Source organism: Caballeronia arvi (assembly GCF_001544695.2).
In the GTDB taxonomy this organism is placed as follows: Bacteria; Pseudomonadota; Gammaproteobacteria; order Burkholderiales; family Burkholderiaceae; genus Caballeronia; species Caballeronia arvi.
Window position 1 is genome coordinate 21,153 of record NZ_FCOM02000005.1, and the last position, 13,490, is coordinate 34,642.

10 protein-coding genes and 2 riboswitches are annotated in these 13,490 nt (G+C 62.9%); of the genes, 2 read left to right on the forward strand and 8 right to left on the reverse strand.

Features of this window, described 5'->3' with window-relative positions; genetic code table 11:
- Positions 1-80: 80 nt before the first annotated feature.
- The gene (flhB, locus tag AWB74_RS07805; protein ID WP_061146216.1) at positions 81-1,289 is read left to right on the forward strand and encodes a flagellar biosynthesis protein FlhB; all 1,209 of its coding nucleotides are present in this window, start codon (positions 81-83) and stop codon (positions 1,287-1,289) included.
- Complete coding sequence (gene flhA / locus AWB74_RS07810; protein ID WP_061146217.1) at positions 1,286-3,391, forward strand: flagellar biosynthesis protein FlhA; 2,106 nt, start codon at positions 1,286-1,288, stop codon at positions 3,389-3,391. The genes flhB and flhA overlap by 4 nt, the downstream gene beginning before the upstream one ends.
- A gap of 9 nt (positions 3,392-3,400) precedes the next feature.
- Here flhA and AWB74_RS07815 read toward each other — a convergent pair whose 3' ends face one another.
- From AWB74_RS07815 to AWB74_RS07850, 8 genes are all read right to left on the reverse strand, one after another.
- Entirely contained in the window at positions 3,401-4,210 is an 810-nt protein-coding gene (locus AWB74_RS07815) for a hypothetical protein (protein ID WP_235024515.1), read from the reverse strand.
- On the reverse strand, positions 4,147-4,572 hold the full coding sequence (locus tag AWB74_RS07820; RefSeq protein ID WP_235024516.1) for a hypothetical protein: 426 nt from the start codon (positions 4,570-4,572) through the stop codon (positions 4,147-4,149). Before AWB74_RS07820 ends, AWB74_RS07815 begins: the two co-directional genes overlap by 64 nt.
- 250 nt (positions 4,573-4,822) lie before the next feature.
- The gene (locus AWB74_RS07825) at positions 4,823-6,211 is read right to left on the reverse strand and encodes an L-serine ammonia-lyase (protein ID WP_061146220.1); all 1,389 of its coding nucleotides are present in this window, start codon (positions 6,209-6,211) and stop codon (positions 4,823-4,825) included.
- Between the two features lie 21 nt (positions 6,212-6,232).
- Positions 6,233-7,303, reverse strand: a complete 1,071-nt coding sequence (locus AWB74_RS07830) for an alginate lyase family protein (RefSeq protein ID WP_087038906.1) — start codon at positions 7,301-7,303, stop codon at positions 6,233-6,235.
- Between the two features lie 113 nt (positions 7,304-7,416).
- Positions 7,417-10,344 carry an aminomethyl-transferring glycine dehydrogenase gene (gene gcvP / locus AWB74_RS07835; RefSeq protein ID WP_061146222.1) on the reverse strand — a complete coding sequence of 976 codons (2,928 nt, stop codon included), beginning with the start codon at positions 10,342-10,344 and terminating at the stop codon, positions 7,417-7,419.
- A gap of 65 nt (positions 10,345-10,409) precedes the next feature.
- Positions 10,410-10,790 carry a glycine cleavage system protein GcvH gene (gene gcvH / locus AWB74_RS07840; protein WP_061146223.1) on the reverse strand — a complete coding sequence of 127 codons (381 nt, stop codon included), beginning with the start codon at positions 10,788-10,790 and terminating at the stop codon, positions 10,410-10,412.
- 62 nt (positions 10,791-10,852) lie between these two features.
- Positions 10,853-11,977 (reverse strand): glycine cleavage system aminomethyltransferase GcvT, encoded by a 1,125-nt coding sequence (gcvT, locus tag AWB74_RS07845; protein ID WP_061146224.1) that lies wholly within the window; start codon positions 11,975-11,977, stop codon positions 10,853-10,855.
- 116 nt (positions 11,978-12,093) lie between these two features.
- Positions 12,094-12,227, reverse strand: a riboswitch (glycine riboswitch).
- A gap of 11 nt (positions 12,228-12,238) precedes the next feature.
- A riboswitch (glycine riboswitch) is annotated at positions 12,239-12,343 on the reverse strand.
- Positions 12,344-12,426: 83 nt separating this feature from the next.
- Positions 12,427-13,473, reverse strand: a complete 1,047-nt coding sequence (locus AWB74_RS07850; protein WP_061146225.1) for an oxidoreductase — start codon at positions 13,471-13,473, stop codon at positions 12,427-12,429.
- Positions 13,474-13,490: the final 17 nt, after the last annotated feature.

Consider the following 13,490-nt stretch of genomic DNA (forward strand, 5'->3'; position numbering starts at 1 on the left):
TCCGCAATAATCGCTTTCATCAAAAAGCGGCTTCGTGCCGCCCGCAATGGCAAACGGTGGCAGCAACGGAGTAAGGCCCGGTGGCAGAAGAAAGCGATCTCGAAAAAACCGAATCAGCCACTCCCAAGCGTCTGGAAAAGGCGCGGGAGGAAGGCCAGGTTGCGCGCTCGCGGGAACTCGCGTCTTTCGCGCTGCTCGCGGCGGGATTTTTCGGCGTGTGGAGCCTCGCGGGTCCGATCAGCGCGCATTTGCAGTCGATTCTGCGCGGCGCGTTCACGTTCAACCACGAAACCGTGCTCGATACGCGCCAGATGATGATCGGCGCGGCGAACGCGAGCAAGGAAGGTTTGTTCGCCGTGCTGCCGGTGCTGCTGCTGTCGGCTTTCGCCGCGCTCGCCGCGCCGATGGCGCTCGGCGGCTGGCTCATCACGACGAAGCCGCTCGCGCCGAACTTCGGCCGGCTGAATCCGATCAGCGGCCTCGGCAAGATTTTCTCGATCCAGGGGCCGGTGCAGCTGGGCATGTCGGTGTTGAAGACGATCGTCGTCGGTGGCATGGCAGGATCGGCGATCTGGAGCCGCAAGGCCGAAGTGCTCGGCCTCTTGACCAAGCCGCTCGATCTGGCGCTCGCCGACGCGATGCATCTGATCTTCGTGTGCTGCGGCATGGCGATCGGCGGGCTGTTTCTCGTCGCTGCCGTCGACGTGCCGTATCAGCTTTACTCGCACGCGAAGAAGCTGCGCATGAGCAAGGAAGAAGTGAAGCGCGAGCACAAGGAAAGCGAAGGCGATCCGCACATCAAGGGCAAGATCCGCCAGCAGCAACGCGCGGCCGCACGCCGACGGATGATGCAGGCGATTCCGACCGCCGATGTCATCGTCACGAACCCGACGCACTTCGCCGTCGCGCTGCAATACACCGACGGCCAGATGCGCGCGCCGAAGGTCGTCGCGAAGGGCGTGAATCTGGTCGCGGCGCGCATCCGCGAACTGGGCCGCGAGCACAACGTGCCCCTGCTCGAAGCGCCGCCGCTGGCGCGCGCGCTGTATCACAACGTCGAGATCAACCGGGAGATTCCGGGCGCGCTGTACGGCGCGGTTGCGCAGGTGCTGGCGTGGGTCTACCAGCTCAAGCGCTACAAGGAAGACGGCGGCATCAAGCCGGACGAACCTTCAGATCTCGACGTGCCGAAGGAACTGGACAAAGGCGGCGTTTCCGACGCCGACGCCGACCGCGAAGCCGCCGAGGCTCTGGCGGGCGACAACCCTGACAATGGAGCCGCAGCATGAATGCGCGCGCTGGATTTTTCGCCAAACGGCCCGACGCGCTGGGCACGCAGAACTTGCGAGCCCTCGCCGGCCCGATCCTGATCTGCATGATCTTGGGCATGATGATTCTGCCCTTGCCCGCGTTTCTGCTCGACTTGCTGTTCACCTTCAACATCGCGCTGTCGGTGATGGTCCTGCTCGTCAGCATGTACACGCAAAAGCCGCTCGACTTCGCGGCATTCCCGAGCGTGCTGCTGTTCTCGACGCTCCTGCGGCTGTCGCTGAACGTGGCGTCGACGCGTATCGTGCTGCTCGAAGGCCACACCGGCCCCGACGCCGCGGGTCAGGTGATCGAATCGTTCGGCCACTTTCTCGTTGGCGGCAACTTCGCGGTCGGTATCGTCGTGTTCGTGATCCTGATGATCATCAACTTCATGGTGATCACGAAGGGCGCGGGACGTATCGCGGAAGTCGGCGCGCGCTTCACCCTCGACGCGATGCCCGGCAAGCAGATGGCCATCGACGCCGATCTGAACGCCGGTCTCATCAACGAGGAAACCGCGAAGAAGCGCCGTCAGAGCGTGGCGCAGGAAGCCGAGTTCTACGGTTCGATGGACGGTGCGTCGAAGTTCGTGCGCGGCGACGCGATCGCGGGCTTGCTGATCATGGTGATCAACGTCGTCGGCGGGCTGATCGTCGGCATGTTGCAACACGACATGGACTTCGCGCACGCGGCGACCAACTACACGCTGCTGACGATCGGCGATGGCCTCGTTGCGCAGATTCCGTCGCTCATCATCTCGACGGCGGCGGGCGTGATCGTATCGCGCGTCGCGACCGAGGAAGACATCGGCACGCAGCTGACCGGCCAGTTGTTCCAGAATCCGCGCGTGTTGATGATCACGGGCGTGATCATCGGCATCATGGGTCTGATTCCGGGTATGCCGCACTTCGCGTTCATGCTGCTCGGCGGCGGCCTGATCTATGCGGCGCGCACGATGAATAAGCGCGCCGAGGCGAAGAAGAAGAGCGCCGTCACCGATGTCACGCCGCTCGCTGCGAGCGCCGCTGCTACGACGGCGGAGAACGCGGAGGCGAGCTGGGAGGACGTGTCGCTCATCGATCCGCTGGGGCTGGAAGTGGGTTACCGCCTGATTCCGCTCGTCGATCGCAACACCGACGGCGAACTGCTCAAGCGCATCAAGGGCATCCGCAAGAAGTTCGCGCAGGAAATCGGCTTTTTGCCGCCGGTCATTCATATTCGCGACAATCTGGAGCTGCGGCCGAATGGCTATCGGATCGCGCTGAAGGGCGTCGAAGTGGGCGTGGGCGAAGCGTTCCCCGGACAGTGGCTCGCGATCAATCCGGGACAGGTATCGGCCGCGCTGCCGGGCGCGCAGACGCAGGACCCGGCGTTCGGCCTGCCGGCTGTCTGGATCGACACGAACCTGCGCGAGCAGGCTCAGGTGTACGGCTACACCGTGGTCGACGCAAGCACGGTAGTCGCGACGCATTTGAACCATCTCGTCGTGACGCACGCGGCGGAGTTGCTCGGACGGCAGGAAGTGCAGGCGCTGATCGAGCGCATCGGCAAGGACACGCCTTCGCTCACGGACGATCTGGTGCCCAAGGTGCTGTCGCTCACGACGCTGCAAAAGGTGCTTCAGAATCTGCTCGACGAAAGCGTGCCGATCCGCGACATGCGCACGATTCTCGACGCGCTGCAGGAGCATGCGCCGCGCATGTCCGATCCGCACGATCTCACCGCGGCGGTGCGCCTTGCGCTGGGCCGCGCGATCACACAGCAATGGTATCCGGGCGCCGATGACCTGCAAGTGATGGGCCTCGATCCGACGCTGGAGCGCGTGCTGTCGCAGGCTTTATCGACGGGTACGAATCCGGGTCTGGAGCCGGGACTCGCGCAAACGCTGCTGAACTCGACGCAAAACGCGATCATGCGCCAGCAGAATCTGGGCTTGCCGCCGGTGTTGCTCGTGCAGCATTCGCTTCGTGCGATGCTGGCGCGGTTTCTGCGGAGAAGCTTGCCGCAGTTGAAGGTGCTTTCTTACGCCGAGGTGCCGGATACGCGGAATGTGAAGGTGGTGAATTTGATTGGGGCTTGATGGTTCGCTTCAATGAAGCCCTGACGCGATCAAACTGCGAAGATTTCGCGCATCGAAGACGACAGTCTTCCAGGTGTAATAGTTGGCGCGCTCGAACTGTGCCTTGCCGACTGTCAGTTGGCTCTCAGCGATAGCAAGCACGTGACCCGGCTTGTTCGCCTCGCGATACTGCATATGAATCAACTCGCCTTCTAGAAGCCGCGTGTCACTCATCGCGGCAATGACGATCGAAGGCGTCGGCGTCTGGACCACATGATCGGCCATGAATTTGCCTGAGATCGGCAATTCGACCTCGGAATCATACTTCAGGTCGAATTCCTCGGCGATCTCGACGATGGTCCGCGATAAACGTCCCTTGAAATCGCTGCCTGATCGGCGTTCGACGCGCGACGTCGCCACGCCGCAAAGTTGTTGCGCCGCTTCGGCCACGCGAAACACGTAGGGAACCACCAGCCGCTCGTCCGTCGTGGTCGCACGAATGACTTCGTCGTCGTCCAGACGCGCGGGACTCAACTGAGACAGGTTCTGAGACCACTGCTCGATGGCCGCGGACTCGACGTCGCCGCCGATCATACTTGCGCACAGGCAAGCTTCACCGTTTTCGTCGATCGAAAACGCGCCATTGCGCATGCGCACGCGAACGACTACGCGATCACCAGTGCCCGCATATTCGAGTGGCGTGACTATTCGGTACACGTCGCGCGTGTCCTCGTGGACTTCAAAGAGCGCGCAGACCGTTCGCTTGAGAAATTCGGCTAACACAATAGATCGCCCTGACCGTTTTGCTCGTTTGACATCGTGATGCCCGTCGCCCTGCAAAACAGAACGATGAGTGCCGAGCGATCATCCGTGACGCCCGGATCGAAAATTCGAGATGATTTGAGATTAAGCTCTGGTGCACCTGGCAGCAAGCGATTCCGATAATCGATCGTCGTTTCGCAGGGCAGCTTGCAATGCACGCCCTTATGGCTCGGATGATAGTGAAATTCAAACAGCGGATACAGGTCGCCCTGCGGTGAAACCCAGATCAAGTGCCCGTAGAACGATCGATCCGCGATTTCTTCGCCGTCGCGCCACATGAACAGCACGCGATGCACATCCGAAACAGGAATGAAATCGGTCGCCTGAACACGCGGACGCGCCATTCGGTTGAACGGCTTCGGCCACTTGCTCTTGTTCATTGGCCTGAACCTAGGCGGCGCAGTCAGCGTTTTGTACGCCTGCTTGTGGGCAAGCAATTGATCCGGTTTTATGCGGCTCTCTCAGGTCTGAACTCAGCCGCATTACTTCTTCGAAGTTCGACGAGAGAAGCAATCGGCAAGATCTGTCTTGGCTTCGCCGATGCTAACCGCATCGATACCACAAGATTGATTCGGTCAACTAATGTTTCAGTTATCGATAATATCGATTGCTGGTAGACAACCGTACATCTCAACACTCCACGATATTCACCGCCAACCCGCCGCGCGAAGTCTCTTTATATTTGGTCTTCATATCCGCGCCGGTCTCTCGCATGGTCTTGATGACGGAGTCGAGAGAAACATAATGCGACCCATCCCCGCGCATCGCCATGCGCGCGGCGTTGACGGCCTTCACCGAGCCCATCGCGTTTCGCTCGATGCACGGAATCTGCACCATCCCGCCGACCGGATCGCAAGTCAGCCCGAGGTTATGCTCCATGCCGATTTCCGCCGCGTTCTCTACCTGCGCGGGCGTGCCGCCGAGCACGGCCGCGAGCGCACCCGCCGCCATCGAGCACGCGACGCCGACCTCGCCCTGACAGCCTACCTCGGCGCCGGAGATGGAAGCATTCATCTTGTACAGAATGCCGATGGCCGCAGCCGTCAGCAGAAAATCGATCACGCCTTGCGTATTCGAGCCCGGCACGAACCGGTCGTAGTAATGCAGCACCGCCGGGATGATCCCCGCCGCGCCGTTGGTCGGCGCCGTGACGACGCGTCCGCCGATGGCGTTCTCCTCGTTCACCGCGATCGCATAGAGATTGATCCAGTCGATCATCGACAACGGATCGCGTAACGCCTGCTCAGGCTTGCCCGCCAGCGCACGATACAACTGCGGCGCGCGACGCTTCACCTGAAACGGCCCAGGCAAGCAGCCTTCCGCATCCGGATTGCCGATGCCGCAACCCCGCGCGACGCAATCCTGCATCACGTCCCAGATGCGCAAAAGCCCGACGCGAATCTCGTCCTCGCTGCGCCAGACGCGCTCGTTTTCCCACATCAACTGCGCGATCGATTTGCCCGACTCCGCGCACATCTTCATGAGTTCGTCGCCGGTCTGGAACGGATACGGCAACTGCTCGTGCGCGCTCAGCACCGCCGTATTCGGCGCGCCCGCCGTCACGACAAAACCGCCGCCGACCGACAGATATGTCGCCTCGCGCAACAACGCGCCGTTCGCATCGAATGCATGGAGCTTCATGCCGTTCGGATGCTCCGGCAGCGCCTGCCGATAGAAAGCGATGCATTCCTTCAGCGTGAACGGAATCTCGTGCGTGCCGAGCAGCGCGAGCGTCTTCGACGCGCGCACGGCGTCGAGCCTCGGGACGATGCTCGACGCATCGACGGTATCGGGCGCGTCGCCCATCAGGCCGAGCATCACGCCGCGGTCGGTTCCGTGGCCCTTGCCCGTCGCGCCGAGCGAGCCGTACAGCTCGCATTTCACCGATGCCGTCGATGTCAGCAGCCCGTCGCGCTCGAGCCCTTGCGCGAACATCAACGCGGCGCGCATCGGTCCGACGGTGTGCGAGCTCGAAGGTCCGATGCCGATCTTGAAGAGGTCGAATACGCTGACTGCCATGACATCACCTGACTGAAAGAATTAACGCGCCGGCAGCGGCAGACACACCGCGAGCCAGGCTGGGGGCGTCGGTGCGAGCCGCAGCGCGACCGGCGTGTAGCGGCCGTCGAGACGGGCCGCCAGATGAAAGAGTTCCGCCGCGTTTTTCGGGTCCCATTGACCCGAAAATCCCGGCAATCCTGCTTCGCGCCGCTTGGCGTCGAAAGGCACGGACGACTTCACGAATTCGTCATGCGTCTTCGTGCCGAGCGCGTACGGCGTGAGCCAGTTGAGCGCAACGGCGAGTGTCGCGCCCGACTGCGCGCGCTCGGGCAGCCAGTTGCGGTTGTGCCGCCGCGCCGCGAGCGCCGCCGTCACGAGCGGCTGAAGATCGTAGGTGACGTAGCGCAGCGCGTCGCGTTCGGCGAAATCGACCGTCGATCCGTCCGGCGCGATGTTGTCGCCGATATGCTCGACGAACAACCGCTGCGCCGCGTTGATGAGCTTGCGGTCGTCGATGGTGAACGCGCCCATCGCGACCAGCTTCACGCGATGGCTCTGCCAGTTGTTGCGGTAATTGCCCGTGAGCGGACGCGGTTGCTTGTCCATGTCCGTGACATAGCCCGTCACCATTTTCGTGATGAACGCGTTCGCCGCGTTGCGCGTCTTGACCGGCAATGCGCTTGCCGTGAGGTCGTACGCGAGAATCAGCGACTCGAAGTTCGTCTCGTCGATGGGGTTGAAACTCGGCTGATAAGTCGTCGTCCACGCGAACAGAAAACGGTCGACGAGCCGCAGATAACGCTCGTCGCCGGTCGCGCGCCACGCAAGCGCCGCATCGCGCATCAGGCCGAGGTCTTTTTCGGCCTCGACGCTCTCGTCGTAAATGCCTTCGTGTGGCAGCGTGCCTTCAGTATGCAGCTTCGCGCGCGGCTTCGGCTGATCGTTCACGTGCGATTGCACCATCTTCACGAGCGCCTTCACGCCAGGATCGGCATTGGTGCGCTCGCTCGTCTGCATCGCGGGCGCGGCGCAGAAATTCATCGCGGCTTGCACCGTCAGCGAGCATGCGAACAGCATCGCCAGCGCCGTGAATCGACTTATTTGTTTCATCTCTCGCACCTTCCGCGCCATGCGAACTCCTTGATTGGCTTTGGTCCGGGGTGAGATGTTAGCCGGTTCGACGCGCGCCGCGATACCGCCCGACAATGCTTTACGTTGTCTGCTTACTCCGCGTAGTCAGAGATCGGCACGCACGAGCACATGAGGTTGCGATCGCCATACGCGTTGTCCGCGCGGCCGACCGGCGACCAGTACTTGCGTGCGATCAGCGACTTCAGCGGATACGCCGCCGCCTCGCGTGTGTACTTGTGCGCCCATTCGTCCGATGTCACCACCGCCGCCGTATGCGGCGCGTTCTTCAGCACGTTGTCTTCACGGTCGGCCCGATCTTCTTCCACGGCGCGGATTTCTTCGCGAATCGCGATCATCGCGTCGATGAAACGATCGAGCTCTTCCTTCGATTCCGATTCGGTCGGCTCGACCATCAGCGTGCCTGGAACGGGGAAGCTCATCGTCGGCGCGTGGAAGCCGTAGTCGATCAGGCGTTTGGCGACGTCTTCCACCGAAATGCCGCTCGATTCCTTGATCGGCCGCACGTCGAGAATGCATTCGTGCGCGACGAGCCCGCCCGCGCCGCTGTAGAGCACCGGATAGTGCGGCGCGAGACGCTTCGCGACGTAGTTCGCCGCGAGAATCGCGCTTTCGGTCGCGGCGGTGAGACCTTGCGCGCCCATCATCGCGATATACATCCACGAGATCGGCAGGATCGCGGCCGAGCCATACGGCGCCGACGACACCGCGCCGATACCAGCTTCATCGCGCTTGTATCCGGTCGATGCCTGATTCGGCAGGAACTTCGCCAGATGCGCGCCGACCGCGACCGGACCGACGCCCGGTCCGCCGCCGCCGTGCGGAATGCAGAACGTCTTGTGCAGGTTCAGGTGCGAGACGTCGCCGCCGAACCGGCCGGGCGCGCAGAGTCCGACCATCGCGTTCATGTTCGCGCCGTCGACATACACCTGGCCGCCGTGCGAATGCACGATGTCGCAAATCTCGCGCACGTTGCGCTCGAACACGCCGTGCGTCGACGGATACGTGATCATGATCGCCGCGAGATTCGCCGAATGCTTGCCGGCCTTCGCTTTGAGATCTTCGATATCGACGTTGCCGTTCGCATCGCACGCAACCACGACGACCTGCATGCCCGCCATCTGCGCCGACGCCGGATTCGTGCCGTGCGCGGATGCCGGAATCAGGCACACATTGCGATGCCCTTCGCCGCGCGACTCGTGATACGCGTGAATGATGAGCAGACCCGCGTACTCGCCCTGCGAACCCGCGTTCGGCTGCAACGACACCGCCGCGTAACCCGTGCATGCGACGAGCATCTGTTCGAGCTGATCGATCATCGTGCGATAACCGAGCGTTTGCTCGGCGGGCGCGAACGGATGGATCGCCGCGAACTCGGGCCACGTGACCGGCAGCATTTCCGACGTCGCGTTGAGCTTCATCGTGCACGAGCCGAGCGGGATCATCGTGCGATCGAGCGCGAGATCCTTGTCGGCGAGGCTGCGCAGATAACGCAGCATTTCGTGCTCGGAATGATGGCGGTTGAAGACCGGATGCGTGAGGTAGTCGCTCGTGCGTTTCAGCGCGTCAGGAATCGGATCGTTCAGCGCCGCATCGAGCGCGTCGATATCGAACGTTTCGGTCTTGCCCGCGACTTCCGCGAACAGCGCGAAGAGCTTCTGGAGGTCGTCACGCGTGGTGGTTTCATCGACCGATACGCCCACTTGGCTTCCGCTCACGCGGCGCAGATTGATGCGCGCCGCGTACGCCGCCTGATGCAGCGCCGTCGTGTTCGCGCCGCTTTCAACGGTTACCGTGTCGAAGAACGTATCGTTGGCGAGCGTGTAGCCTAGTTTGCGAACACCCGCCGCGAAGATCGACGCCACGCGGTTCACGCGCAACGCGATGGTCTTGAGGCCGCGCGGACCGTGATACACCGCGTACATGCTCGCCATGATCGCGAGCAGCGCCTGCGCCGTGCAGACATTCGACGTCGCCTTCTCGCGGCGAATATGTTGTTCGCGCGTTTGCAGCGCGAGACGCAGCGCGGAATTGCCTTGCGCATCGACCGTCACGCCGACGAGACGCCCCGGCATCTGACGCTTGAATTCATCGCGCACGGCCATGTAGGCCGCGTGCGGGCCGCCGAAGCCGACCGGCACGCCGAAACGCTGCGTATTGCCGATGGCCACATCCGCGCCCCATTCGCCCGGCGGCGTGATGAGCGCGAGCGCGAGCAGATCCGCCGCCGCGACGACGTGACCGCCCGCCGCGTGAATCGCTTCCGCGAGCGCGCGATAGTCGCGCACATCGCCGTTCGCGCCGGGATATTGCAGCAGCACGCCGAACGCGTTCGCGCTCGCGGCATCGGCTGCGGGTCCGACCTTGACTTCGATGCCCGCCGGTTTCGCGCGCGTCTTCACCACTTCGATGGTCTGCGGCAGCACATCGTCGGCTACGTAGAACACGTTCGACTTCGGCTTGCCGACGCGTTGCAGCAGCGTCATCGCTTCTGCGGCGGCGGTGGCTTCGTCGAGCAGCGATGCGTTCGCCATCGCGAGGCCCGTCATGTCCATCACCATCTGCTGGAAGTTCAGCAGCGCTTCGAGACGCCCTTGCGAAATCTCGGGCTGGTACGGCGTGTAAGCCGTGTACCACGCCGGATTTTCGAGCACGTTGCGCAGGATCACCGCCGGCGTGTGCGTGCCGTAGTAACCCTGGCCGATGTAAGTCCGAAACACCAGATTCTCGTCCGCCAGCTTGCGCAGATACGCGAGCGCTTCCGCCTCGCTCTTCGGCTGCGTGAACGCGCCGAGCGGCAGCGTTTCCTTGCGGCGAATCGATTCAGGAATCACCGCGTCGATGAAGGCCGCGCGCGACGCGAAACCGAGCGCGTCGAGCATAGCGCGCTGGTCCGCATCATCGGGGCCGATGTGCCGTTCCGCGAACGCATCGTGGCATTCGAGCGCGGCGAGTGACAGGGAGGTGCGGTTCATCAGGCGATCCGGGTGTTCGAGCTTCATGTGAATTCCTGCTGGCGACGAAGGCGGCTCTTTTCGGCAGAACCGCTTTCGTCGATGAAAAAAAGTTATTCGCCGATCGACTTGCCGTAGCCTTCGGCGTCGAGCAGCTTTTCGAGGCCGGCGTCGCTCGACGGCTTGATCTTGAAAAGCCAGCTTTCGTACGGCGCGCCGTTGACCTGATCCGGTGCGGAGGTCAGCGCGTCATTGGATGCGACGACTTCGCCCGAGACCGGCGCGTAGATATCGGAGGCAGCCTTGACCGATTCGATGACGGCGATCGCATCGCCCGCCGCGACGGTTTTGCCCGCTGCCGGCAGTTCGACGAACACGATGTCGCCGAGCGCTTCCTGCGCGTGATCGGTGATGCCGACGGTCAGCGTGCCGTCAGATTCGGTGCGGACCCATTCGTGCGATTCGGTGTATTTCAGATCGGCCGGGATGCTCATTGGATGCTCCTTGCGTGGTTCTTTCGTGAGTTTCTTGATCGGAGGGAACGGGCGCGACGGCGTTACGAGAGTTCGACGAGAACCTTGCCGTTGCGCACGAACGGAAGTTTTACCACGCGCGCGGGAAGCTGTTTGTCGCGGATGACGACCTGCACCGTGTCGCCCGCGGCAACACCCGTCGGCACGCGCGCGAACGCGATCGACTCCTGCATCGACGGTGAAAACGTGCCGCTCGTGATCTCGCCGTCGCCGTGCGGCGTGACGACTTTCTGATGCGCGCGCAGCACGCCGCCCGCCTTGCCGTTTTCCTTGATGAGCACGAGCCCGACGAAGTCCGCCTTCGAGCCGTTCGCTTCGAGCGCGCTGCGGCCGACGAAATCGCGTTCCGTTTTCAGGTCGACGGTCCACGCGAGGCCGGCGTCGAGCGGCGAGACGTTGTCATCCATATCCTGACCGTACAGGTTCATGCCCGCTTCGAGCCGCAGCGTGTCGCGTGCGCCGAGGCCGGCCGGCTTCACGCCCGCGTCGGCGAGCGCGTTCCAGAGCGCCTCGACGTGCGCAGCCGGCACGACGATCTCGAAACCGTCTTCGCCGGTATAGCCGGTGCGCGCGAGCATCAGCTCGCCGAATGTCGTCGATTGAATCGTGACCGCGTTGAACGGCTTGATGTCCTGAGTTTGCGCGCGCGTTTCGGGCAGCACTTGCCAGGTTTTTTCGCGCGCGTTCGGGCCTTGCACGGCGATGATCGCGAGATCGCGACGCGGCGTGATGGAGAGATTGAACTCGCCTTCGGCATTCAACTGCCCGAACCAGGCGATGTCCTTCTCGGCGGTGCCCGCGTTCACGACCGCGCGGAAACTCGTTTCGGAGAAGTAGTAGACGATCAGATCGTCGATGACGCCGCCGTTGCCGTTGAGCAGACACGAGTAGAGGGCTTTGCCCGGCGTCGTGAGCTTGTCGATGTTATTGGCGATCGCGTATCTGAAGAATTCGCGGACGGCTTCGCCTTCGAAATCGACGACCCGCATGTGCGACACGTCGAACATGCCGGCGTCGGTACGCACGGCGCGATGCTCGTCGATCTGCGAACCGTAGTTGACGGGCATGTCCCAGCCGCCGAAATCGACCATGCGCGCGTTGAGCGCGAGGTGGGCGGCGTGCAGGGGCGTCTGTTGAAGTGAAGTCATCGGGGCCTCGGTTCGCGAAACAAAAAAGGCCACGCAGCGCGGTTTCCGCTTCAGGAATGCGCCTGTCGTGCTGCCGGAAGCAGCGCGCAAGGCTCATGCCGTGAGCGATTGCGATGCGTGACCCCTCTGTCCTCGGTACCTGAGAGATTGCGCGAACCGTGCACGTTCGTGCTGCGGTTCATCGCGCGCCCCTTCGGTGGGCAACTGGCTTCGGTCGATGAAGCCGCTGCCGCTCTCCAGAGTGCGAGGAAACTTCGTTCCTCGACGCCGTCGGTCCTTTTGCCTGAGAGTTTGCGGGTATGCCCCTTCGGCGGCGCGGCCTTTTTTATTGCGATGAAAGGCCACGCGCTCTCCCGACGCGTGCGGCAGAATTTACGCGACCGGTTTGGGCTTGTCAAACGGATTCGGGGACGGCCGATGGACGGCGCACGCGCCCCGCTGTCAGGTATTCAGCCGATCCGCTGGAAGGGCACGCGCCGCCCTTCCCCATCACTCTGAATTGCCAATTCAATAATCGTCATGACATCGACCGCATCCTGCGGCGACACCGGAAACGCCTTGCCTTCCTGAATCGCCGCCGCCAGCGCGCAATAAAACTCGATATACGCACCGTCTTTCGTCGCGAATTCGTGGCGCAGATCAAGATCGCCATCGACTTCGCGCAGCAAACCCGGCGGATTCTTGCCGAATTCGGCATTGCCCGGGCGCATGCCCGAGCGCAACTGGTCTTCCTGCGTATCGAGCCCGTTTTTTACATAACTGCCGCGCGTGCCGTGAATCGCGAAACGCGGCGGTTCGAGCGCCGCGAGCGCGCTGGCGTGCAGGATCACTTCCTTGTCGTCGTAGCCGAGCACGAGATGCACGTAATCCGGCGCGTGTGCGTGATCGCGATGCGCCTTCACGAACGCCGTCACCGTCTGCGGCGCGCCGAACAAGGTCAGCGCCTGATCGATCAGATGCGGCCCCAGATCGAATAGCAGGCCGCCGCCGCGCTCCGCTTCCTCGCGCCAGCGCTGCGGCACTTTCGGGCGAAACCGGTCGAAATGCGATTCGAAATGCGTGATGCGCCCGAGCCGCCCGCTTTCGATCAGCGCGCGCACCGTCATGAAATCGCCGTCCCAGCGGCGGTTGTGGAACGGCGCGAACAATAGCTTGCGATCGGCAGCGAGATCGGCGAGCGTGCGGGCGTCGCGCGAGGAAAGCGTCACGGGTTTATCGACGACGACATGCTTGCCCGCCGACAATGCCCGATGCGCGAGATCGAAGTGCGTGTCGTTCGGCGTTGCGACGACGACAGCCTCGATTTCGTCGATGGCGAGCAGCGCGTCGAAGTCGGCGACGATTTGCGCGTTCGGATAGTCGGCCTGCGCGCGCTCGGCCTGGCTCGTGGCGATGGCCGTCACTTCGGCGCGGCCGCAGTGCTCGATGACGGGCGCGTGAAACGTCGCTCCGGCGAGGCCGTAGCCCATCACGCCGACTTTCAGTGCTGTGCTCATGCGGGCATCGTCCTGTC